At 37.2% G+C, this 21,772-nt stretch carries 24 protein-coding genes; 7 read left to right on the forward strand and 17 right to left on the reverse strand.

Annotated features, from left to right (window positions below; genetic code table 11):
* Positions 1–243: 243 nt before the first annotated feature.
* The 5 genes from ACFYKX_RS02055 to ACFYKX_RS02075 all read right to left on the reverse strand — a co-directional run bounded on the left by ACFYKX_RS02055 (position 244) and on the right by ACFYKX_RS02075 (position 5,391).
* Entirely contained in the window at positions 244–879 is a 636-nt protein-coding gene (locus ACFYKX_RS02055) for a hypothetical protein (protein WP_389357566.1), read from the reverse strand.
* Complete coding sequence (locus ACFYKX_RS02060) at positions 869–1,402, reverse strand: sigma-70 family RNA polymerase sigma factor (RefSeq protein ID WP_389357568.1); 534 nt, start codon at positions 1,400–1,402, stop codon at positions 869–871. Before ACFYKX_RS02060 ends, ACFYKX_RS02055 begins: the two co-directional genes overlap by 11 nt.
* A gap of 120 nt (positions 1,403–1,522) precedes the next feature.
* Positions 1,523–2,953 (reverse strand): D-alanyl-D-alanine carboxypeptidase/D-alanyl-D-alanine endopeptidase, encoded by a 1,431-nt coding sequence (dacB, locus tag ACFYKX_RS02065; protein ID WP_389357570.1) that lies wholly within the window; start codon positions 2,951–2,953, stop codon positions 1,523–1,525.
* Between the two features lie 145 nt (positions 2,954–3,098).
* Positions 3,099–4,388: a LysM peptidoglycan-binding domain-containing protein gene (locus ACFYKX_RS02070; protein ID WP_389357572.1), complete on the reverse strand. Its 1,290-nt coding sequence runs from the start codon at positions 4,386–4,388 to the stop codon at positions 3,099–3,101.
* Between the two features lie 163 nt (positions 4,389–4,551).
* On the reverse strand, positions 4,552–5,391 hold the full coding sequence (locus ACFYKX_RS02075; protein WP_389357574.1) for an oxidoreductase: 840 nt from the start codon (positions 5,389–5,391) through the stop codon (positions 4,552–4,554).
* 196 nt (positions 5,392–5,587) lie between these two features.
* On the opposite strand from ACFYKX_RS02075, the gene ACFYKX_RS02080 reads away from it, so the two are divergent.
* Together ACFYKX_RS02080 and ACFYKX_RS02085 are read left to right on the forward strand one after the other, a co-directional pair.
* On the forward strand, positions 5,588–5,854 hold the full coding sequence (locus ACFYKX_RS02080; RefSeq protein ID WP_389357576.1) for a YpbS family protein: 267 nt from the start codon (positions 5,588–5,590) through the stop codon (positions 5,852–5,854).
* A gap of 92 nt (positions 5,855–5,946) precedes the next feature.
* The gene (locus ACFYKX_RS02085; RefSeq protein WP_389357578.1) at positions 5,947–6,129 is read left to right on the forward strand and encodes a hypothetical protein; all 183 of its coding nucleotides are present in this window, start codon (positions 5,947–5,949) and stop codon (positions 6,127–6,129) included.
* An 80-nt stretch (positions 6,130–6,209) separates the two neighbouring features.
* On the opposite strand, the gene ACFYKX_RS02090 is transcribed toward ACFYKX_RS02085, so the two are convergent.
* From ACFYKX_RS02090 to ACFYKX_RS02115, 6 genes are all read right to left on the reverse strand, one after another.
* A complete protein-coding gene (locus ACFYKX_RS02090) occupies positions 6,210–8,765 on the reverse strand; it encodes a helicase-related protein (protein WP_389357580.1) in 2,556 nt (851 codons plus the stop codon).
* Positions 8,766–8,846: 81 nt separating this feature from the next.
* Positions 8,847–9,068 (reverse strand): hypothetical protein, encoded by a 222-nt coding sequence (locus tag ACFYKX_RS02095; protein WP_389357582.1) that lies wholly within the window; start codon positions 9,066–9,068, stop codon positions 8,847–8,849.
* 157 nt (positions 9,069–9,225) lie between these two features.
* On the reverse strand, positions 9,226–9,999 hold the full coding sequence (locus ACFYKX_RS02100) for a class I SAM-dependent methyltransferase (protein ID WP_389357584.1): 774 nt from the start codon (positions 9,997–9,999) through the stop codon (positions 9,226–9,228).
* Between the two features lie 156 nt (positions 10,000–10,155).
* The gene (locus ACFYKX_RS02105; protein WP_389357586.1) at positions 10,156–10,884 is read right to left on the reverse strand and encodes an exonuclease domain-containing protein; all 729 of its coding nucleotides are present in this window, start codon (positions 10,882–10,884) and stop codon (positions 10,156–10,158) included.
* The gene (locus tag ACFYKX_RS02110; RefSeq protein WP_389357588.1) at positions 10,884–11,861 is read right to left on the reverse strand and encodes a DUF294 nucleotidyltransferase-like domain-containing protein; all 978 of its coding nucleotides are present in this window, start codon (positions 11,859–11,861) and stop codon (positions 10,884–10,886) included. The genes ACFYKX_RS02105 and ACFYKX_RS02110 overlap by 1 nt, the downstream gene beginning before the upstream one ends.
* 130 nt (positions 11,862–11,991) lie before the next feature.
* Positions 11,992–13,260, reverse strand: a complete 1,269-nt coding sequence (locus ACFYKX_RS02115) for an ammonium transporter (RefSeq protein WP_389357590.1) — start codon at positions 13,258–13,260, stop codon at positions 11,992–11,994.
* A gap of 385 nt (positions 13,261–13,645) precedes the next feature.
* Here ACFYKX_RS02115 and ACFYKX_RS02120 point away from each other — a divergent pair, with 385 nt between their 5' ends.
* From ACFYKX_RS02120 to ACFYKX_RS02135, 4 genes are all read left to right on the forward strand, one after another.
* Positions 13,646–14,158, forward strand: coding sequence for a ribonuclease H-like YkuK family protein (locus ACFYKX_RS02120; RefSeq protein WP_389359002.1), 513 nt, complete (start codon positions 13,646–13,648; stop codon positions 14,156–14,158).
* A 125-nt stretch (positions 14,159–14,283) separates the two neighbouring features.
* Positions 14,284–15,384 carry a glycoside hydrolase domain-containing protein gene (locus tag ACFYKX_RS02125; RefSeq protein WP_389357592.1) on the forward strand — a complete coding sequence of 367 codons (1,101 nt, stop codon included), beginning with the start codon at positions 14,284–14,286 and terminating at the stop codon, positions 15,382–15,384.
* A gap of 210 nt (positions 15,385–15,594) precedes the next feature.
* On the forward strand, positions 15,595–16,092 hold the full coding sequence (locus tag ACFYKX_RS02130; RefSeq protein WP_389357594.1) for a MerR family transcriptional regulator: 498 nt from the start codon (positions 15,595–15,597) through the stop codon (positions 16,090–16,092).
* A gap of 245 nt (positions 16,093–16,337) precedes the next feature.
* Complete coding sequence (locus ACFYKX_RS02135) at positions 16,338–17,270, forward strand: exonuclease domain-containing protein (RefSeq protein WP_389357596.1); 933 nt, start codon at positions 16,338–16,340, stop codon at positions 17,268–17,270.
* Positions 17,271–17,316: 46 nt separating this feature from the next.
* Here the strand turns inward: ACFYKX_RS02135 and ACFYKX_RS02140 are convergent, their stop codons facing one another.
* The 3 genes from ACFYKX_RS02140 to ACFYKX_RS02150 all read right to left on the reverse strand — a co-directional run bounded on the left by ACFYKX_RS02140 (position 17,317) and on the right by ACFYKX_RS02150 (position 19,058).
* A complete protein-coding gene (locus ACFYKX_RS02140; protein ID WP_389357598.1) occupies positions 17,317–17,508 on the reverse strand; it encodes a hypothetical protein in 192 nt (63 codons plus the stop codon).
* A 169-nt stretch (positions 17,509–17,677) separates the two neighbouring features.
* Positions 17,678–18,646: a ring-cleaving dioxygenase gene (locus ACFYKX_RS02145; protein WP_389357600.1), complete on the reverse strand. Its 969-nt coding sequence runs from the start codon at positions 18,644–18,646 to the stop codon at positions 17,678–17,680.
* Positions 18,647–18,788: 142 nt separating this feature from the next.
* Positions 18,789–19,058, reverse strand: coding sequence for a hypothetical protein (locus ACFYKX_RS02150; protein WP_389357602.1), 270 nt, complete (start codon positions 19,056–19,058; stop codon positions 18,789–18,791).
* A gap of 640 nt (positions 19,059–19,698) precedes the next feature.
* Here ACFYKX_RS02150 and ACFYKX_RS02155 point away from each other — a divergent pair.
* Positions 19,699–19,905, forward strand: a complete 207-nt coding sequence (locus tag ACFYKX_RS02155) for a hypothetical protein (protein ID WP_389357604.1) — start codon at positions 19,699–19,701, stop codon at positions 19,903–19,905.
* A 22-nt stretch (positions 19,906–19,927) separates the two neighbouring features.
* Here the strand turns inward: ACFYKX_RS02155 and ACFYKX_RS02160 are convergent, their stop codons facing one another.
* From ACFYKX_RS02160 to ACFYKX_RS02170, 3 genes are all read right to left on the reverse strand, one after another.
* Positions 19,928–20,218 carry a hypothetical protein gene (locus ACFYKX_RS02160; protein WP_389357606.1) on the reverse strand — a complete coding sequence of 97 codons (291 nt, stop codon included), beginning with the start codon at positions 20,216–20,218 and terminating at the stop codon, positions 19,928–19,930.
* Positions 20,219–20,302: 84 nt separating this feature from the next.
* On the reverse strand, positions 20,303–20,725 hold the full coding sequence (locus ACFYKX_RS02165) for a GtrA family protein (protein WP_389357608.1): 423 nt from the start codon (positions 20,723–20,725) through the stop codon (positions 20,303–20,305).
* A gap of 9 nt (positions 20,726–20,734) precedes the next feature.
* Positions 20,735–21,763, reverse strand: coding sequence for a glycosyltransferase family 2 protein (locus ACFYKX_RS02170; RefSeq protein ID WP_389357610.1), 1,029 nt, complete (start codon positions 21,761–21,763; stop codon positions 20,735–20,737).
* Positions 21,764–21,772: the final 9 nt, after the last annotated feature.

Here is a 21,772-nt window from a genome sequence, read left to right on the forward strand (position 1 = left end):
ATGATAAAATATTTAATTGATGAAAGACACTTTACTTCGTGCACCATTCCGCCTTGTCCTTCATCCCCTGTATGAAAGACAATTTGCTTAAGGCACCAGTTGGTATTGTCCTTCAGCAATTCTATGAAAGACATTCCGCTTAACGGACAGTAGTTAAGACTTCTTCTACAAGAAAAGGAGAAATCCTTCTAAAACAGTAGTATCTAAACAAAAATAGACACAACTAAAAGCTGTGTCCAATGATTATGGCTGTACTCGTTCTAAATATAGTTTCTCCTTTTGTCCAGCCCATTCAATCGTAACTTCAATAATCTGATTTCCCTCAACCATGGAGCCACCTTTTGCAGAAGAATGATGTTGAAATACTCTTGATGTTGGGTTTTCAACCGAGCCTCCAGATTCACTAGCGTTAACTTTATAGGTGTAGGTTACCGTTGTATTCCTTAATTCGTCAAGGTTTCCTTTAAATTCTAAAGTAAAGGTGTCTTCTGACTCACTATCATAGGCCGTGGTATCTCCATCTGGATAGAATACTCCTTTCCCATAAAATTCATAAGTGCCTTTCCAATGCTCGCTTTTACCTGAAAAAGTAAAGTCATAAATGACAGCATCCTCCTTCTCGTTAGGAGCCCCACCACTTGAACCAGGGAAAATGAAGTTACGATCTAGGATATAGGATATTGACAGGAATGTAATGAGTAAACAAATAGCTCCACTTAGGACATATTTCATCATGGAGGAAGGAGCACGACGATGTTCAGTTCGTTCCGGTAGCTCATTTAAAGTGATATTAATACGATTTCTAACCATATCAGGTACTTCCACTTCATCTGCCTTTACTTTCCTTTTAAGGTGATGATCAAAGTTTTTATTCTCCATTTTCCAGTCTCCTTTCTTCCATCTCCAGAAGTGATGAGAGTTTGGTCCTTGCACGGTTTAATCTTGACTTCACAGTACCTTCTCTAATCTTAAGAATAGTTGAGATTTCTTTTATGCTAAAATCCTCAAAGTAGAATAGCGTCAGCACTACTCGATGTTTATAATCTATCTTACTTAATGAATCAGATAACTCTAAGAAATAGCTGTCGTTATATCCAGTATCAGGTAATTGTTCTTCTAATGACTCCATGGGAATTACCTTACTTCGTTTTCGAAGTAGGTCGTAACACTCATTGATCAATATTCGGGTTATCCATGTTTTAAAATAAGTTGGTTTCTTTAGTTTGGTTATAGATTTATAGCTTTTAAGAATCGTTTCTTGAATGGCATCTGCACAATCTGAATCTTCTTTTAATATTCCTTTAGATACACGATATAGGGACTGTTCGCAACTATCAATTAATCGTACAAATGCTCTCTTGTCTCCTCTTTGCGCAAGAAGTACATCGTTTTCAGAGACCATTACCATTCCCCCTTTCGACCATTAGACCAATAAGTACTGTAAAAGGTTCCAAAAAGTTTACATTATAAAAATAAAATAAAGAGAACTTACTTGGTCTAGTAAGTTCTCCGATCTGAATTCTTAAGTGTTTGCCAAGATTTCAACAATCTGATCCTCCACAGCTCTCCCCTTTGAATCGTCCATTAGGTTATTGAGGAGAATGGAAAAAATAAGTGTTTTACCATTTTTCGTTTTAACATAACCAGAAAGGGAGCTTACCGTTGAAATCGTACCTGTTTTTGCTTGAACATTTCCAGCTAGAAGCTCTGTTTTCATTCTATTTCTCAATGTTCCACCAACCATCCGATCTTTAACCCCTGCAACTGGCAAGGAATATAAAAATTCGTCAAACCAATCCTTCTGTTGAATGGTGTAGAGTAGCTTAGATATTTCATTTGCAGGAATTAAACTTACATGAGAAATCCCTGAGCCATCTCTGAGGATCATTGTATCTGGATTAACACCGTATTTAGCGAGCTCTGTATTTAAGGTTTCTAACCCTTTTTCCCAGCTTCCCTCATCTGCAACTTTTTTTCCCATCTCTTTAATAAGTGTTTCAGCATGACCGTTATTACTTAATTTCATGAATGGGATGAGTAACTCCGATAAAGGCATGGATTGGTGTGAGGTTAGAAGTGTTGCGTCAGATGGAGTCATCCCTCTTTCTACTTTTCCAGCAATCTTAATTCCTTGTTCTTCTAGTGCGTGTCTGAATAAATCTAAAGCGTAGTCTGTTGGTTCCCAAACAGAAATCCAGTCTTTTTCATATCCATTTTTCAAAGGAATAGTCCCTTCAATCCTAATCGTATTATTTCCATGGTCACGAGTAATGGTGATATCCTGGTTTTCTCCATGTTCAACGGTTTTGGAAGTGTTCACGACACTAACATATTCGTTATTTGGAGTAATGGTTATGCTAGCTTTATCGTTCACTTTCCTTCCCGGACTTACTTCTACAATGACCGTTCCTGCGTCATAATCCTCATTGGGAGACGCGGTTAAAGCAGATACTTGCGCTCCGTAATACGTATGCTCGTCACTCCAAATTAGGTCACTAGAATATCGTATATCATCATACCAAGAATCGTCTCCAATAAGATCTCCAACAATTAGTTTTAAACCAGATTCCTTTAAATCTTTAGCCATCTTATCAAAGTCTGATATCAAAAGTGTGGGATCACCTTTTCCTTTTAGAAAGAGATCGCCTGCTAGTGTATTGCCTCTAATTTTTCCGTTTGATAGGACCTCTGTAGAGAACGTGTAATCTTTACCTAAAACTGATAAAGAGCCGGCAGCAGTTAAGATCTTCATATTGGATGCAGGTCTTAATCGAATTTCCCCATTGTGTTCATAGAGAATTTCACCTGTATTGGCTGAGCGAATACTTATTCCAGAAATGGAACCATGCAAATTAGGGTCATGGTTTAAAATATGACTGATTTGTTCTTCTAGCGTTCCCCTATCATTTGTTGCAAGAACTTCAGGTGCTTTTACTCGAGTATAAGGAATCATTGCTAGAGCTACTATAATCAATAAACTAATAATAATTTTAAGATGAATGTGCTTAATCTTTTACACCTTCTTATTCATGAAGTTTGAATTCCCTATATTCTCGATCAATGGCTACGTTTAGACACTTGATATATAGTTCATTTTTCTATTTTCTAATTTTTATAGGATTAATATTTTTGCTCATATAAGTCCATAGTTGTGGAGACGGTAAGCTTAGTTGCCAGAATGTAACCCCTAGTAACTGGTAGTAATCTATTAGCTTAAGCTTTTCTGAGTAGCTTCTAATATCTTCAAACCATATCACATGCTCTGTGGAGTTGCTCCAGTATCGATACCAAGGAGATGCGGCTCTTGTGTCGAACTGAATGCTAACGCCTGTGGATATGGCCAAGTTTTGTGCAGCCAATACGGAAAATGACTTTGTTGTGTAAATTCCAGTTGAGGTTGGTGGAACGATTTTTTCATAGCCGTATAACGGAAGGGATATTTGCAGTTTTCTCGGATTAATTTCTGTTAAAGAATACCGAATAACCTCTTCAATCCACCAATAAGGTGCAACTGGATCAGGAGGACCCGTTGGATAGCCGTAATCTATAGTCATAACCGCTACGATATCGGCAATAGCTCCGATGGTACGATAGTCATACGCGCCAATAATTCGATTTGTCGGAATATCTTGCGTTTTTGCATGAACATTTACATGTAGGATCAGATTGCCTAACTCTCTCTTTAGATCTGCGAGAAATGTATTAAAATCATTTCGCCTAGCCGGTGGAATAAATTCAAAATCAATACTGACGCCATCGTACCCTCTTTGTCTTGCTAAATTCACCAAACTTAAAATTAAATTTCTACGATAGGTAGGATTCTCCAGGACTTTACCTATCAATTCTGCGCTAAAATCTCCGTTTCGATAGTTTCTAATCATTAGCAAGGGTGATATATTTAATTCCTTACTCCTCGCAACGATTTCTCGATCCTCCAATAAAACATAGGCATAGCCTTGGTCTGTCATAGTGTAAGACACAATGGCTAAGTAGGTTAGATTTCCTGCTAATTGTTCAATATTTGCAAGAACCGTCTGAGGATAATAAGGAAGAACAAATCCAAGAGTGGCCACTTCTAGTCTTGTTGGGGAAGGAATATTAATCGACTGACCAATAAACAATCGATTCGGATCGAGCCCTGGGTTTGCTGCTATGATAGCAGAAATATTCGTATTAAATTGAACCGATATCCTCCATAGTGTATCGCCTGGTTTCACACTATAGAGTCGATTGGTTACGACTTCATCTGGAATATATAAAGCAACACCTGGAACAAGCTGATTAATAGACTCTAACCCATTAACCTGTACGATGGTTTGAATCGACGTATTATAAAGTTTTGAAATAGCCCACAATGTGTCTCCTCGTTTTACAACATGTATCGCCATATCATCACACCTTTTCCAACATTAAAGAAATTTTTGACTCCCAATTTCTTTTTTGAAATTACTTTATACCATCTTATGGGAAAAAGGTTGTTATATGTTTAAAACATCTTGCGAAAGGAGGGTACAAATGGTGCAACTATCTAAGTAAGGATCTAACAATGATTTAGTTCAATTTCTTCAGAAAGATACTCTCCCATCTCTTCCAGGCTAGATTGGTCTTTAAAAATACACTGAGTTTGACTCCTTTTCCAAGCGGGTAACGAAGAGTGGATCCTTTTGCTTGAGCAATTTCAGCAATTTTAGTGGCTACTTCTTCTGGATTACCAAATGAAGCCTCCCCTTTTTCTAGCTGATTTTCAATCTTTCTCATATATGTATAGTAAGGAGAACTTTCCTGTAAAGATTTCTCTGTGACTTGTTTTCCGGTTGACCAGATATTAGTTTTATAGGAACCTGGTTCTACAAGGACTACTTCTACTCCATATGGTTGCATTTCTAATCGTAAACATTCACTTAAGCCTTCAAGCGCATGTTTTGAAGCGACATAAGGTGAAAGTCCAGGGAAACCAATTCTGCCACTAATGCTACTTACATTAATGATTTTCCCAGAACCTTGCGTTCTCATGATCGGTAAGATTGCTTGGGTGACAGCAATTACCCCAAACACATTCGTTTCGAATTGTTCTCGATATTCTTCGATAGGTACTTCTTCCACAAAGCCTGCACCGGCATAACCTGCGTTGTTTACTAGCACATCCACACGGCCAACCCCTTCTAGATACGACTTCAATTGAGTGATGGAAGCATCGTGTGTTACATCTAGCTCTTGTAAGGTTATTTGACCCGAGACTCCTTCTTGCTTAGCAAGTTGTAATAAAGTATCTCCTTTAGCAAGGTTTCTCATCGTCGCTATGACTTGAAATCCCTTTTTTGCTAGCTCTATGCAAGTTAATAATCCGAACCCGCTAGAGGAGCCTGTAACGATTGCGATTTGTTCTGTCATCTCATACATCCTCTCCATAATTCCTTATATGTCTAAATACGGTTCAATGATGTATATATCCTTCAAATACAATAATATTATTTGTATTTGCTCAAACTATGATAAAGTTTATGGTAAAAGATTAACGAAAGACAAAAAACTTGTTAAAATGTTTGATAGACTTGAATAAACAATACATCAATCAGGAGTGAATACCATGAGTGTACATAAAGCAATTAGTCAACATGTAGGAAATCAAAATGAAACGATCACACAATTCATATCTCTAGATGAAAAACGGGAATATTTTATTGAAGAAGCAGTAACTCTATGTAAGCAAGGATCACCTTTTACCACTGATAAAATTAATGAGGTAACAAAGCGAATGAATGAACTATCAAAGCGCGGGAAGGTCGCTACTCTTCCTACTCGTAAATTAGTAACACCTGATATGGTTAAGGAGTATGTATCCCGATTAAAATAGTGCTTAGAGGACATAATGGGTCTACCATATAATGCGTATACCTTGGATATTCTTGGTCCCTTTTCACACAATAAATATGGAGGTGAAAAGCAATGCCAAAGAATGATCCATATTTACCAAATGCGATTAAGAATGATATCGGAAAAGAAGTTGCTTCAGATGCATCTGAATTTAAAGACATGGTTGGAAGCCGGTCCAACCATGACAACCAAACATTTGAGAATCTAGTTCCGTTAAAAGATGGAGATGCAACAGATTCCTTTAACCAAAAATAAGAGAGAAGAGCAGCCTTTAATGTACGATCACCGAATAGTAATAGTTATTACTTTTGGGGTACATATACAGGCTGCTCTTTTTAGTATCTTCTATAACGCAGTTGATGACATTCATCACAAATCTGAAAATCATAATCCCACTGAAGATTCTTGTCACATCGTTTACATTTCTTGACCATTTTTCTAATATCCGTTTTTAATTTTTCATGAACTTCATCACTAATTTCCTCTCTTACTCTCTCCCAATAAACAGCTTCAGTTCGTTCACCTAGTCGGTATAAAAATAAAAGGTGAAGACCAAGAGCCTTGTAAGATAGCTCAAGTTCTTCTAGACTTTGTCTTTTGATTTGTGGTTCAGGAAGCTCGGAGCCTTTAACGATTGCAATCACTGTGTTCTTCCATTGTTCAGTCAAACTCGGTTCTTTACTGGAAAATGGTAAGTGTAAATAACCATACAAGTCCATCATATTTAGACGTGCTTCAATTTCCGTACCCCGAATCAGCTCATATAGGTCACGTTCTTCATAAAGAGTAGCTTTCTTCGTACCCTTCGGACTCTCAAACTTATCCCATAATTCAAAGAAGTAGCCGAGATCATGGGAATATTTCTGAAATCGTTCAAAAACCGAGTTCGTAGGGGCAATTGCAAATGTATGAACAGGCTCGTCTTCTTTCTCTAGCAGACGATTCATCATTTTAATATCTTGGGTAAAGGCTACCTTCCCTACATTATATATACCCTTTCTACCTGCACGGCCTGCAATTTGTTTAACTTCCTGTGAGGTTAATCTTCTTCTCTTCGTCCCATCAAATTTTTCGTTTTCAAGAAACACAATTCGACGAATCGGTAAATTAAGACCCATCCCAATTGCATCAGTTGCGACAATCACTCTTGATTCCCCATTAATAAAGCGCTGCATTTGCTTTTTTCTTGTTTCTGGTGGCATGCTTCCATAGATCATGCTCACCGTGTGGCCATCATTTTGAAGCTTTGAAGCTGTTTCAAGAACCCTTCTTCTTGAAAAACAAACCAAAGCATCGCCCTTTTTCGTATCTCTTATCGAAAAAGTTTTCGGCTCTACCTCCAAAGGAATATCTCTTTTGTATTCGCGAATTTCTATATCTGAGTTCCCTAATAGTTGTAGCATCATAGTTTTTGCATTTCGGCTTCCGATTATATGGACTTCATGTGCATTCGCTTTTGTAATTGCTTTATACCAAGAAAAGCCACGGTCTTTGTCAGTAATCATTTGCGCTTCATCAATCACGACAACTTCGTAGAAGTCTTTCTCATGGAACATTTCAACTGTACATGAAATATGCTCACTATTTGGGGCAATCTTCTCTTCCTCCCCAGTCTTTAACGAGCAAGGGACACTCTCAGCGTTTAATTTGTCGTATACTTCAAGAGCTAATAAGCGAAGTGGGGCTAAATATAGGCCGCTAGCTGCTTTCTTCATTTGCTCTAAGGCGTGATGAGTTTTGCCTGTATTGGTTTCGCCAATATGAAGAACATACTTGATATTTCTACCTAAAGAAGGACTATATTCGCGCCCGAATATATCCTCGAGCATTCGCTCCTCTTCTTCCTTCTTCCGCTTAAGTTCCGCTAATTCTTCAGCTTTTCTCTTTTCTCTTTCGGTAACCGCCTGTTCATAAAGCTCTCTATGTACTTCATATTCAAAAGGAATAGTGGCTAAAGGTAAAAGATCAACGATATATTCATCTTGGATTTCCCTCATAAACTCATTATTCAAATAAGAAAATTGTTGAGGAAACAGTTTTTTTAATGTCTTATCAGTTAACTCTTCATTAGAAAAATGTTCATAAGCCTCAACGATTTTTGAAGTTAGGTTTTCAAGCACCTTTTTCGGGACGAAATCCCATATTGCATCATTAATAATTTTTTCATAGATAAAATAATACGTTTCATATGTATAATAACTTCTCCCCCAATGGGAAGTTTTATGGATATCCCCTGTTAACTCCTCAAGGAATGTCTCAATCGTTGAATAATCATCAGGTGAAAAGTGACCTTCTTCGATTAGTTTTTCTTCTAGTGCAAATACATCTAGCTTTTTATATTTGATTGAATGTTTAAGATGATAATCCAATGATTTTGCTACAACATGGCGAACATGGTAATAAAAATGCTCATAATTTTCTTCAACGATATCTTTTACAGCAACCTCTAATTCAAAGTAGACTTTTTTCTTCTCTGCTAAAAGTTCTTTTTCTTCTTCGTGCTTTAAGAAATCAACCCTTGCATCTTCGTATAACTCGTGCCAATCATGTTCATCAGAAAACGTTTCAATGATCCAATCTTCTACTGGGAAGGGTTGGTACGTCCTAATTTCTTCTCTAAAGAGATGGTTAATAATCTTCTTATCTACTCCCTCAACTTCGTGGCCTTTTTCACTTAAATAAAGCTTCTTATCCTTTCGGGGCACCTTGCCTGTAGCTTTATTTAACCAAACATTTATCCAAATTTGCTCAATATACTGGCCTCTCTCTCTCAAGTATTCGTGAATAGAAGGCATGTGTTCTTGACTTCCAAGGTAAAACATCATATCTTCGATTACCTTATCTTTTGTATGTTCAATTGCCTCTTGATAGAGGGCTTCTAACCGATCCATGATAAATTCTCCTTTACTTTCGAATCTTGCTTTTAATAGTAGCAAAAAAGCTCTTCAATAGGTAGAAGAGCTTAGAAATAGTTATTCTAGGATAACCCCAGTTTGATAGCTTTCCATAAAGCTTCCAACAATCTCGCCAGTTTCTCCACCATCATCCGGAACTCCAACGACAATTTCGTTTGTATGATTGTTGGAGGAAATGCTTACATTATTATGGCGATTCACTTCTAATTGAAGCTTTAAGTCTTCTGCAAGATACTGAGCTTTAAATTTGGGATCAATCTGAAACCTGAAGATTTTCATGATATCATGCCTTTCATGTCTGTAAGTTAGTTTCGTATAGTGTCGAAAAACTGATACACATAAAATTAGCTAAAACTTTATACATAAACCTTTCTTAGTTTTACTAAAACTGAATAGATTTACTCAGTTTTTTCCTAAATTGATTTAGGTTCAGAATTTAAACTTGCTTAACTGCTTTCATGACGATTGCTTCTCCTTGAAAGGATTGTACTTTTCCATCGGAGATGATGATATTAAATCGCTCTTTTGCTTGATTGGATGCCCCAAGGATTAGTTTGCACAATTGTTCCTTTTTATCAGCCCCTGCGTTCATTCGGTCAAACCAGGAATCAAATGTAAAGGTCTTTTTGAATTGGAACCATTCACGAACTTCAAAGTTATTTGTTTCAAGCATTTGGATCCATTCTGACTTTTTCCATGCTCGAAAATGGCTATAGTCTCTAATTTTTTCAATAGTATTGTAAAATTTATCCAATTCATCCTCTTCAGGAACAACGTTATCGTCAAGCAAAAATTGACCTCCAGGCTTTAACACACGGTTAACCTCTTTAATAAAATTTATTATATTTGGAAAATGGTGTGGAGCAATTCGACAAGTTACCATATCAAAGCTATTTTTGTTAAAAGGAAGCTTTTCTGCATCTCCTAATACAAACTGAACATTTTGATGTCCATTTTCTTTTATAAATGTCTCAGCGGCTGAAAGCATTTCTTGAGTTAAATCTAGAGCGGTTACGTTCTTCACTAGTGGGGCAAAAATATTTGCCGTATGACCTCCACCTGTTGCGATGTCTAAGAGAGCTTCTGTCCCATTCGTATTTGCTAGGTGAATAAGCTTCTGTAAATCATCTCCATCTTTATGGATGGAGCTTGTAACATAAGAGTGTGCACTTCGACCAAATTGCTTTTGAACATCTTTCTTAATATCCATTAGTAACCCCCTACTTAACAGATTTTTCTACTTAGTCTAATGATATGCTATTCGGTTGTTAGTAAAAATAAGGCTTTTTTTTATGACATAACTTAAGAATTTTAAATAAAAATCTCCTGCCGATGCAGGAGAATCTCGTTCGCCTTATTGGATTTACTACAGTCTAGCTAAACGTTCGTACACATCTGTCAATGTGTTGCAACCAATAGCCTGAACCTTTGCGATGTATTTACACCAAAGTTCTGCGGTTAGTTTCGCATCCCCCAATGCATGGTGGCGGTCTTTAATGGGTATCCCATTGTGTTCGCATATTTCTTCTAAAGAAACTAATCGTAGATCAGGTTCGGCTATCCGATAAAGAAAGGATGTATCAACAATTCGATGCTTAAAGGGGGAGCGATAAAGTTTCCAACATGCGTTCTGGAGAAAGCTTTTTTCATGGTTGGCATGATGGGCAATCAAAGTATTGTTTTTGGCGAAATTAAAGAAGTTTACAAGCACCTCAGAAAGTGGTGGTGCGGTTTTTAATTGATCATTGGTTATACCTGTTAAGTGTACCAATTCTTTTGAAAGATCCTTTTCACAGTGAGCTAGAGAATAGAATATATCTTCTTTGTTTATGTTCCCGTTGGTCACTTTAACAGCCCCTATGGAGATAATTTCATCACCTTTGTCTGGGAAAAAACCAGTGGTTTCAATATCAAAGACAACGACATTCAATTCATGTAAGGGAACTTTCATTTGTGTTTCTAAATTCAATTCTTTTTGCAATTGTCTTAGAAAAGCGATATGGTGAGAATTCTGCCCTTGCATTCCACCCATGCCGTTCGAAGATATTTTCCCTTGGAGCCCTCTCATAAAATGAATAAACGGTTCAAATGCCATTATGAACACCCTTTTTCAATAATCCTGTTTACGTATTGATGGAGTTTTCGTCCTTCTTTTAAAATCTTTTTGATTTCTTTTCTTTGCTCTTTGGTTAGTGTTTTAATGTTCAAATAGTGTGTATCTTCATAAGTATCAATTTGATAAAGTGATAGGCGGTATTCCAATAATTGTTCAAAATGATTTTTATATGTCTGTAATTCTTCCTTGTATTTATTCATGCTTATTAAACAATTGATTCGATCTATGGTCGATGTTTCATGAATTCCTTCTTTTATGGAAAGAATTCGAATAGCGTTTACATAAGGGATAAATGCAGAGTATTTTAAATCTATAGATCCTTGGTGTATTCCGTTTGTTTCCACGATAATTTGACCGAGTGGCCCAATTGCGTTCTTTATGTGCATAACACTTTCCATAAATCGCTTTAATAGGATCGGGTTAGCTTTACAGTATTCATGAATTAGAGATTTCAGCTCATATATATACTCATTTTGCCCTGTTAACATCCGAGCATCATAGAAGATTTGGAGGTTTCTAATAGAATTCAAACTTCCCTCTTCCATCCATTCGAAAAGCTGTTGTTTCCATGCCTCTACTGATTTACACCATAGTGAGTTTGAGCTCATGACGTTCCCCTGACAGTAAGGATACCCAACCTCATTTAATCCAAATGACAATTCCTCTCCTAAGAGCTTATAAAAATTCTCCGAGTTAGGGTTGGTCTCTTCATAGACAATGCCTTGGTCTTGATCGCTTATTACACCTTGTTCGTATCTTCCTCCACTTCCTGTGATAAACCAAGTGCTTTTACAGGGCGGCAACTCTTTTTCCAAACGAGTTAATGCTAGTTTATATACTTCCTTCATCACCTCATCATGAAAGTTGTTTAATGAGTGTGTATTAGACAGAGAGTTAGAAAGATTTTTATTTTTCCATTCTTTTAGAGACTCATACGAGTTAAATTTAATAGTCATGCTAACACTTCCCTTTTGCAGACAAACTATAATAAATTGATATTATTATATAGGAAAAGAGCATGGAACCTCTAGCTCAAACCCAATATGAGTAAAAAGCAAAAGCCCCCTTGCAGAGGCTTTCGACTTATTATGAGCTTAATTTTGCTTGGCTAGATGGTGAGAATTGTTCAGGATACCCATAGCTTCCGTGCTCACTCATATCTAATCCCATAATCTCTTCTTCTTCTGTTACACGTAAACCGTTCATTACTTTCTTAGCTACAAATAGGATTACGAAAGAAACGATGAATGCATATGCTCCTGAAGCGACAACCCCCATTACTTGAACGCCTAGTTGTGTAAATCCACCACCGTAGAATAGACCTGGTAACCCAACTGTCGCTAACTCTGGTGCTGCAAAGAATCCAGTCGAGATGGTTCCCCAGACCCCAGCTGCCCCGTGAACAGATAATGCGAAGATGGGATCATCAATTTTTCTTTTTTCAAAAAATCTTGCGCTATAGAATACTAGAATTCCAGCAACGAATCCAATGATCGCTGCTGCCCAAGTCTCAACGAATGCACAAGATGCTGTTATTGCAACAAGTCCGGCCAATGCTCCGTTTAACATCGTTGGAACATCAGATTTACCAAGTACTACCCAAGATATGATGAGTGCTGCAACCGCACCAGCTCCTGCTGCTAAGTTAGTATTTAAAGCAACAAATCCGAAGAATCCTGCATCTACAGCTACTGTACTCCCTGCGTTAAAACCAAACCAGCCAACCCACAAGATCAGCACCCCTAGAGCAGTGAAAACTTGGTTATGTCCTGCAATGTTGTTTGGAGAACCATCCTTATTGTATTTACCAATCCGCGGCTTAAGGAGTATAGTTGCTGCTAATGCAGCCATCGCTCCAGTTAAATGTACAACTGTTGAACCAGCGAAGTCTTGTTTTCCGTGTTCGGCTAACCAACCGCCACCCCAGATCCAGTGAGCAACGACAGGGTAAACTAATGCGGAAAATAATAAGGTAAAGACAAGATATACGGATAGTTTTGCTCTCTCAGCAAATCCTCCTAAAGCAATCGTAATAGCGATTCCTGCAAACGCTAATTGGAATAAGAAAAATACCGATGAATTAAGACTTGCTCCTTCAGCTTCCTGTCCTGAATAAAAGAAATCAGTCATTCCTACAAGGAAATTACCGTTCCCTCCAAAAATAAATCCATACCCCACTGCCCAAAAGACAAGTGATGCAAGACCAAACGTGAAAATCGTTTTACCAGCAATGTGACCTGCGTTCTTCATTCTTGTAGAACCAGCTTCAAGTAGGATGAATCCACCTAACATAAAAATAACTAAAACTGCTGCTACCATGACCCACAAGCTGTTCATTAAATAAATCGGATCCATTTTCAATCTCCCTCCTATTTTTCATGTTATATACTCTTACTTTTATATGTTAGAAAATATAACATGTGTTATTGATGTTTATTCTGAAGGAATTATTTCCAACTGTCAACATCTTTTTTAAATTTTCTAATAATTTTTAAAAAGCTTTTATTGTAAGGGTTTTCAGAGTTTTTCTTGTATTTCAGCAATATTAAACGGGAGTTATCTCCAGATGACAGAAGATAATACTATGTTAAGTTTTATTACATAATGACATTTTTAATTTTACAATTTTTCTAACAACAATAGTACAACGTCTAAATATAATGGTTGTAAGAAGAAAAAATTAAATTACTTTAAAATGAGAATTGTAGGTGATGATGTGAGTTGTAATGACAATCATGGGATGATGTTTCAAAACTTGCAAGAACACAACATGTCATTTAACGAAGTGTTTAATCGAATTATTAAATTTATGAAATTAAAACCAAGCGGTAATTTCCGTTTAATGGTAGGAACCGATTCGCAGGTACACGCAAAACACACTGTCTTTATAACTGGGATTGTGATTCTGAATGAAGGAAAAGGTGCTTGGGCGTGTATTCGAAAGATCACCGTTCCAAGAAAAATGGAGCATCTTCATGAAAGGATTTCTTATGAAACGTCCCTGACTGAGGAAATTGTATCCCTCTTTACGGAGGAGAGAAAAACTCGAATGATTGATATCGTCCTCCCTTATATTTATCAAGGAGCCACCTTTGCTATGGAAGGACATATTGATATAGGAGCAGGTCCAAGAAATAAGACTCGCGCATTTGTGAACGAAATGGTTACTAGGTTAGAGTCAATGGGAATTGAACCGAAAATAAAACCCGATGCATTTGTTGCATCTAGCTACGCTAATCGTTATACAAAATAACCCTATTATAAACTAATTTTTACCCTCCTTTTAAACCCTCTTTAACTTCAAAAAATCCAACCATTTTCACGAGTTACCGCCTTGTTGCATACGATGCTACGAATAGACAAGGAGGTTATCGGATAATGAGAGAAAGGATCATTCCCTATATTGCAACAGCAATCTCTGCTGTAGCGATACTCGCTTTTACTTTTTTCTTCATGGACTCTAGTAACTCCGAACCTACTACAGGAACTACCCAAGCTGATGAACGAGCAAATGAAACTACACAAGACAACGGGGTAGTTGGAGAAAGTAACATCATTAATAACGTCCAAAACCAGATAAATGGAGATCAGTCTGAAGTTAATAATTCAGTTGAGAATGATGTAAAAGGCAACAGTAATCAGGTTGAAAATAACATAACCAATCATATCGATGTAAAGGTCGATGTCAACGTGACTAATAATATCACCAATTCAATAGATGAACAGAAGAAACAAAACACCGAAAGTACCAACAGTAATAGCAATGACCAAAACAGTAATGAAGAGAACAATGGTCAAAATAATGATAACGGAGATTCCGATGAAAATGGCGATGAAGTCGTTTGGGGTGTAGACTCAGCGAGTCTCACCACAGACGACTTGCTTGCTTGTGTGAGAAATAACTTTGGAGACCCTCAAGTCTGGGGGAGATATCTTGGAGATAAAGAAGGTGTGTCTGCGGGTCTAACTTCAGAGGAGGTTGAACTGCTTCAAGGAAATGGTATTGAGATTCTTGTGATTTGGAATCAATTTAGTGATGCAACGGGTTATGAAAATGGACAAAATGAGGCAAATGCTGCGATTAATTTAGCTAGGGAACTAAGTATTCCAGCAGGGGTCGCGATATTTGCAGACATTGAGCCTACCTACCCAGTTGACTCAGGCTTTATACAAGGTTGGTACGAGACTATTAATCAATCTGAATTTGAACCGGGTATTTACGGTATATTTGATGGTGACCGAAATTTAACTTCAGCTTATGAGGCAGCAGCAGACAGTAATTCTGAAATACTAGAAAATACGTTCATTTGGACAGCTTCTCCTAACATCGGGATTACAACCCAATCGAATGCTCCACAATTTCAACCAGAAACTCCTAATAACGCATTAGTTGCTGGCTGGCAATACGGGATCGATGCTCAAACCTGTAATATTGATACGAATTTATTTAACGATGAAGTTTTAGATGTATTATGGTGAGTTACAGCTAAATAAACCGTACTGATTTAAATGCTATCGCCTCCTGAAGATTCTGATTATGTGAGTCATTTTTTAAAAATAGTTTAGGGCGACAATTAGCAGATGAAGTAGTATTTTCACTTTCTTTGTAGAAACATAACTTCTTTTGTCACCCAGATAGGATTTTTTGAATAAAGACAGAATCTTCTTTTTCAAGGAGGTTGATGAAGGGTGAATACAAATGGTGTTGCTCAGCTTCTTGGTGTATCTTCAAGTACTGTTAAACGTTGGGTTAAACAACTAGGCTTAAGATTGGAAAAAAATGAGTTTGGCCACTTCATTTACAATGAAGGCGATATTCAGCGTTTGGTTTCTTTCCAGAGTGAGGTTCAACTGGATAGTCCTAAGAGAAGTATAACCGTAGATGGAAGAGCCTTAAGAAAAGGAATTGTTACCATAAGGGCAAAGGATAAGAAGGTTGAAAACTTAATGAGCAAGGTTGAGTATATTGAAGAGCGTTTGGAGAGGAAGGCTGATTCTTCTGTAACCTATCAACTGCTACACCACCGTAGGGAGATCGAAGAAATGCAAAATCAAATTAAAGAATTAACAGAACGCTTAGCTAAGCTAGAAACAAAGAAAACTTCTTCTATTCCCCTTATAACAGAACATGTTGAACAGCCGAAAAGAAAAAAGAAAAAGTTAGTAACTACTTTCTTTGGTTTTTAATTCTACAAAAATGTGTTTAAGAAATATAGATAAACCTTAAAATCCACATGACATCAACTAGATGTGATGTTTTTTCTTTTTAGGGAGATTCCTGATTTTTTAAATAATTTCCCTGGCAAGCGCAAAAAAGGACAAAAACTTCACGGTAATCGACATTCTCTGCATCTATGGTAAATATTTTGCCTTTATTATTTTTCTTTCCTCCTTTATAATTTCCTGTTGAGGAAAGGAGGCGAAAAAGATTAATGGCAGATCTAAAACAGCTTGTATTTTTTGACTTTGAAATGCTTTGTTCTAATAGAGGAATGCTGTTCGAAGATATGGAAGCAATACGGTTAGGTGCCGTTAAGTACGATATTGAAACGGAACAAATTTCATACTTTGACCGTTATATCCGTCCTAGAAATCTTCAACCTTTGAGTAACTTCTGCAAAAAGCTTACTGGAATTCAGGATGAGGATTTGGTTGATGCACACCTGTTTAAAGAAGTGTTTGCGGATTTCCTAACATGGGTTGGTGGAATAAAACGTTCGAGATTCTTTTCCTGGTCTAAAAGTGACATAACACGGTTAGAGTTGGATGGGAAAGCTCATCAAATATCCACCACTACAATTGATAAAATTCAAAAACGTTATGTTGATTTTCAAGCTATCTTTACAAAAAGAGTGACAAAGACGCAGTTTTCAGTTGAGAATGCTCTGAAATTATATGACTTACCTTTCATTGGTGAAAAGCATAATCCTATGTATGACGCATACAACACCTTAGTCATTTATTTGAACTTTTTGAAAAGGCCTATGAAATCTGATCTTATTATGCTTCAACAATTCATTCTTGATACCGTTCCGAATGATAATACGGAATTGAATGCTCATGTAAGAATAACTCTTCAAAAGGACATAGACAACTATGTAAAAGAGCTTAAGGATATGTATAAAATGAAGGACGGACACACTATTATTAAAAAAACGCAAAGACTCGTTGAGAAATATGAAAATATTTTAATGAATCGATCATCAAGCTTTTGTCCTGAGTTAATTAAGTCTGTCCGCAATCTAACAGAATACTACCATGAATTAACGTTTTCATACAATGAACATAATGTGCACTCATCCAGAATTATGATTTTAGATGAACACCTGATTAAAAAGGTTAAAAGACTGGCGCTTTCAAGTTGAAGACAGGATGTATTTTATACACCTTCTTCATACATAGAATATCTGCTTAGAATTTTTTATTTGCTTTTTGCTTATTCATAACCTCGTAGGATTTATCAATTATATCCGTCAATACATCCCCTTTATATACTCGGCCAATTTTTGTGTTTTCCTGATAATATTCAACAATTTCGTCTAGTTTGCTAACGGTATCTTCAGATAGTCTAACGTTAAATTGTACTTTATGGGATTCCGACATTTTTCTACACCTCCTAACATGATGATATCACATTGATAGCAAATGGATAGTTCTTTTTTTTGACGCTTACCTAAATGTTTAAATGCCAAACGCTATTTCCATTGAGACTCCCTCCTTCTGTTGAAGAACAAAAAAGAACAGCACCTAATTCGTGCTGCTCCTCGAGGAATTATTCTTTTGTATCTAAAGGCTTTAATTTTGCTTCAATACTTTCACGTTGGCTTTCGAAGTATGGTGGTAAGGCGAGGCCTTCACCTAAATGTTCAAAAGGTTCATCTCCCTCAAAGCCAGGGCCATCTGTTGCGAGTTCGTATAGTATTCCATTCGGTTCTCTAAAGTATAAGGACTTGAAGTAATAACGCTCCACAAAACCTGAATTAGGAATTCGTAGTTCTTTTAGATAATCTACCCACTTATTAAGCTCTTCTTGACTTTCAACTCTAAATGCAACGTGATGAACGCTTCCACGACCAGGTCTCTCCACTGGGAGGTCGGGCCGTTCTTCAACGTGAATTTCAGCACCAGTGCCTCCTTCACCCGTTTCAAATACCACAAGCTCATGATCTCCATTTTTATAGGTTCTTTTTTCACGAAAGCCTAATACATGTGTTAAAATCTTAGCCGTATTATCTAGCTTAGCAACTGTTAACATGACTGGACCAAGTCCAATAATAGCGTGCTCAACTGGTACGGGGCTCTTGTCCCATGGTGTTCCACCAGCTACCCCTTCATTATGCTCATCAGAAACCAGCATTAGGCGTTGTCCTTCGAAATCCTTAAAAGCAAGTGTAGCACGACCACTATGGGTTAAAATATCCTCATGCTCTACCCCGTTTTCTTCAAAACGCTTTTTCCAGTATTGTAGAGCTTCGTCATTAGGGACACGCAAAGAGGTAGTTGAAATGCTATTCGTGCCATAACGTGTTTGTCCAGCGCGTGGTATTTCAAAAAACGTTAAATCCGTTCCTGGATTCCCTCTTTCATCCGCATAAAATAAATGATATACAGAAGTATCATCTTGGTTAACGGTCTTTTTCACGAGTCTAAGACCTAGTGTTTTTGTATAAAAATCATAATTTCTTTTTGCATCGGCAGTAATGGCGGACACATGATGCTGTCCTTTGATTGGTTTTAACAAACGAATCACTCCTTTTTTGTTTTTCGTTGTATAAGTTCATTTTGTACGATGAAATCATAAAATGCAAACAAAAAGTCTTTAATTCGAGATATTTTAGTTGGAGATATATTTTGCGGAAAAGAGAGGGACTCTTCCCTCCACCTTACATAAAAATAAAGAACTGGGAACTATCGTGTTTTTTAACTTTTTCTAAACCTATAGTGAGTGATATTACTAAACCACAAGTTCCACCAAGTAATGCCCCGAGGATCGCCCCAATAAACCCTGTCGCTTCATATCCTCGTAACCCATGAAAAATAAAGTCAGCGAAGTAATTTCCCCCTAAGTTGGTTCCTGTATGGAACCCCATTAGGATTCCTATAAATGCCCCGATAACGAAACCAATTGAAGCTTTTGTTGCTCTATTGATCATAAAATTCACTCCGATAATTTCATATTTTATATTTCCTATGAGTATTATATTGTTTGTTAGTGTAAAATTACACTATTATTTACTTGAAGTGTGAATTTTTGGTATGGATGCCTAGAAGATTTGTTTTCTTAAGATAGATCAAGGAGAACAAGAGCGCTAGAGTCCGAAGTTGCTCCAGGTTCGGACAGGACAGGAGAACCAAGAGCGTTAGAGTCCGAAGTTGCTCTATGTTCGGACAGGGCAAGGAGAAAACAAATGCGCTAGAGTCCGAAGTTGCTCCTGGTTCGGACAGGACAGGAGAACCAAGAGCGTTAGAGTCCGAAGTTGCTCTATGTTCGGACAGGGCAAGGAGAAAACAAATGCGCTAGAGTCCGAAGTTGCTCCTGGTTCGGACAGGCCAAGGAGAACCAAGAGTGTTAGAGTCCGAAGTTGCTCTAGTTTCGGACAGGCCAAGAACAGCCAAGAGCATAAGAGTCCGAATTTTCCCCAACCTTGAAACGCGTAAGCCTAGCTCCCTCTAACTTTCCCAAAAATGACCCGAAATGAATCCTCCCTTCTAAATCAAATCGACTTCTAACAAACAAAATCAACGTCTATATTCATCCCTTCGTGGCACACTAGTAATAAAGGAGTGTGAACGATGGAACAGGAAATTCTGTTAGCTAATGAGTTAAAAAAGATGATTAATGAGGAGCGAATCCCTCTCTCCATTGCAGAAGATATTCATGAAATCACGGAAAGCTTGCTTAGTGGGGAAAAGAAAGTTCCTGATTTAAAGGGAACAGATGAATTTATTGAGGAAGCTGTTCAAGAGGCATTTGTCAGAATACATAAAAATAACCACTGAGTAGTGGTTATTTTTATGTGTGTTAGTTATATTGATCCTGCTCGTCTAGATAAGATTCGATTGCTTGATCGATAGCACGATAAGCTTCTCCAAAGGCATTTGTAGAGGAAATGTCTCCTGTATAAAACAGCTGGTTCTGAGCATTGCGGGCATTTGTAACAGCGTTAATCACATCACCAATCATCTGTGCTTTAGGGCCTGCCATCTTTTGAACTTCTTCTAGTTCCCGTATACATTGGTCTAAGTGATGACCTTCTGGATGATCAAAAGCCTGCTCTAAAACAACTTTGACATGCTGTAATACCTCTCTCATCATTTTCCCTCGCTTCAAAATGGTGTACTGCAAAACTATTTTCACCACATTTTCAGGAAAACATTTCTGTGAAAAATTGGTAGGTTATTCTTTTTTAAAAACTACGTATTTTTGACCAAAGTAATTGAGTATCGTATATAGGCCCGTTCCAAGCAGAACGGCTAGTTCTTTTTCAGAAATAAAGTCACTTAAGTAAATCGAACTAAAAATAATTTTTGCTGCATACTCGCTACATTTATATGCAACAAAATAGCTAGATAATACAACCATAAAAAATCGAATTCCGCCTTCTAAGTAAGATATCTTACTGTTAAACGTAATCCCTCGGTTAAGCAAAAAGCTAACAATGGCTCCTACTCCGTTGCCCAATAGGGTGGAAGTCCAATAATTCCAATGAATCACATTCATGAAGAGGAATATCGCTGAGAGCCCGACACAAGTATTAATGACACCTACTAGTAAAAATCGAATGAATGTTTTTTCTAATATTAGGCTGATTTGATTCATACGAGACCTTTAACCTTCTTTTGCAGTGATTACACCTGTATTATTACGTGTGATTTCACTCCCTGGGTTACGGTGTTCCCTAATGGGTAGATTAAATGAATCAATATCCACGATATATTTAGGGCGTCTTTTAGACTCCTTATATATTTTTCCTATATACTCCCCTACTAAGCCAATGGCAATTAGCTGTAATCCCCCAATTAACCATATAGATGTAATAAGAGAAGTCCATCCTAGTTCGGTGTTGCCGAAAAATTTTAATGATAAGAAATATAGTGCAAAAAACATGCTTACAAAAAATGATGTCAATCCAACAAACATAACAAATCGGATCGGAGTTACTGAAAAGGACGTAATTCCGTCAAAAGCAAATGATAACATCTTTTTTAAGGGATACTTGGTTTCCCCTGCTGTCCGTTCTTTTCTTTCATAATAAACCGAGGTAGATTTAAAACCGATTAATGGGACGATTCCCCGTAAAAACATATTCACTTCATCGAATCGCTCCAACTCCTCTACAGCCCTTTTACTCAACAATCTGAAATCCGCATGATTATAAACTAAATCAACACCCATGGTTTTCATGAGTTTATAAAAGCCTTGCGCCGTTGAGCGTTTGAAAAATGAGTCGCTACTTCGATCATTCCTTACCCCGTAAACAACTTCGTAGCCTTGACTAAATTTTTCTACAAAATCCTTTATGACTTCAATATCGTCCTGCAAATCGGCATCGATTGAAATAAGACAATCTGAAGCGGACTTTGCGGTATAAAGCCCAGCAAGCAAAGCGTTTTGGTGACCTACATTCCTTGATAGTTTTAATCCGCGAACCAAATCATTTTTAAGACTTTCTTTATAAATAATTGGCCAAGTATGATCCTTACTACCATCATCGACAAAAAGGATTTTGCTCCTATTGGAAACGATTTTGTCATTAATCATTTCTTTCAGTAGGCCTGAGAGTTGAGAAAATGTGTATGTTAATACTTCTTCCTCGTTGTAACAAGGCACTACAATGGTTAGGATTGGTTGGTTCATTGTGTTCCT

Origin of the sequence: Cytobacillus spartinae, from assembly GCF_042865285.1 — a bacterium.
GTDB lineage: Bacteria > Bacillota > Bacilli > Bacillales > Cytobacillaceae > Robertmurraya_A > Robertmurraya_A spartinae.

What these genes read in the sequence shown, in the direction of transcription:
- ACFYKX_RS02155 (WP_389357604.1), top strand. Translation starts at nt 19,699, where the DNA reads ATGGAACAGGAAATTCTGTTAGCTAATGAGTTAAAAAAGATGATTAAT.
- ACFYKX_RS02070 (WP_389357572.1), bottom strand. Translation starts at nt 4,388, where the DNA reads ATGGCGATACATGTTGTAAAACGAGGAGACACATTGTGGGCTATTTCA.
- ACFYKX_RS02110 (WP_389357588.1), bottom strand. Translation starts at nt 11,861, where the DNA reads ATGACTATTAAATTTAACTCGTATGAGTCTCTAAAAGAATGGAAAAAT.
- ACFYKX_RS02090 (WP_389357580.1), bottom strand. Translation starts at nt 8,765, where the DNA reads ATGGATCGGTTAGAAGCCCTCTATCAAGAGGCAATTGAACATACAAAA.
- ACFYKX_RS02075 (WP_389357574.1), bottom strand. Translation starts at nt 5,391, where the DNA reads ATGACAGAACAAATCGCAATCGTTACAGGCTCCTCTAGCGGGTTCGGA.
- ACFYKX_RS02080 (WP_389357576.1), top strand. Translation starts at nt 5,588, where the DNA reads ATGAGTGTACATAAAGCAATTAGTCAACATGTAGGAAATCAAAATGAA.
- ACFYKX_RS02140 (WP_389357598.1), bottom strand. Translation starts at nt 17,508, where the DNA reads ATGTCGGAATCCCATAAAGTACAATTTAACGTTAGACTATCTGAAGAT.
- ACFYKX_RS02115 (WP_389357590.1), bottom strand. Translation starts at nt 13,260, where the DNA reads ATGGATCCGATTTATTTAATGAACAGCTTGTGGGTCATGGTAGCAGCA.
- ACFYKX_RS02085 (WP_389357578.1), top strand. Translation starts at nt 5,947, where the DNA reads ATGCCAAAGAATGATCCATATTTACCAAATGCGATTAAGAATGATATC.
- ACFYKX_RS02100 (WP_389357584.1), bottom strand. Translation starts at nt 9,999, where the DNA reads ATGGATATTAAGAAAGATGTTCAAAAGCAATTTGGTCGAAGTGCACAC.
- ACFYKX_RS02135 (WP_389357596.1), top strand. Translation starts at nt 16,338, where the DNA reads ATGGCAGATCTAAAACAGCTTGTATTTTTTGACTTTGAAATGCTTTGT.
- ACFYKX_RS02095 (WP_389357582.1), bottom strand. Translation starts at nt 9,068, where the DNA reads ATGAAAATCTTCAGGTTTCAGATTGATCCCAAATTTAAAGCTCAGTAT.
- ACFYKX_RS02120 (WP_389359002.1), top strand. Translation starts at nt 13,646, where the DNA reads ATGATGTTTCAAAACTTGCAAGAACACAACATGTCATTTAACGAAGTG.
- ACFYKX_RS02160 (WP_389357606.1), bottom strand. Translation starts at nt 20,218, where the DNA reads ATGAGAGAGGTATTACAGCATGTCAAAGTTGTTTTAGAGCAGGCTTTT.
- ACFYKX_RS02055 (WP_389357566.1), bottom strand. Translation starts at nt 879, where the DNA reads ATGGAGAATAAAAACTTTGATCATCACCTTAAAAGGAAAGTAAAGGCA.
- ACFYKX_RS02170 (WP_389357610.1), bottom strand. Translation starts at nt 21,763, where the DNA reads ATGAACCAACCAATCCTAACCATTGTAGTGCCTTGTTACAACGAGGAA.
- dacB (WP_389357570.1), bottom strand. Translation starts at nt 2,953, where the DNA reads ATGATTCCTTATACTCGAGTAAAAGCACCTGAAGTTCTTGCAACAAAT.
- ACFYKX_RS02125 (WP_389357592.1), top strand. Translation starts at nt 14,284, where the DNA reads ATGAGAGAAAGGATCATTCCCTATATTGCAACAGCAATCTCTGCTGTA.
- ACFYKX_RS02060 (WP_389357568.1), bottom strand. Translation starts at nt 1,402, where the DNA reads ATGGTCTCTGAAAACGATGTACTTCTTGCGCAAAGAGGAGACAAGAGA.
- ACFYKX_RS02165 (WP_389357608.1), bottom strand. Translation starts at nt 20,725, where the DNA reads ATGAATCAAATCAGCCTAATATTAGAAAAAACATTCATTCGATTTTTA.
- ACFYKX_RS02105 (WP_389357586.1), bottom strand. Translation starts at nt 10,884, where the DNA reads ATGGCATTTGAACCGTTTATTCATTTTATGAGAGGGCTCCAAGGGAAA.
- ACFYKX_RS02150 (WP_389357602.1), bottom strand. Translation starts at nt 19,058, where the DNA reads ATGATCAATAGAGCAACAAAAGCTTCAATTGGTTTCGTTATCGGGGCA.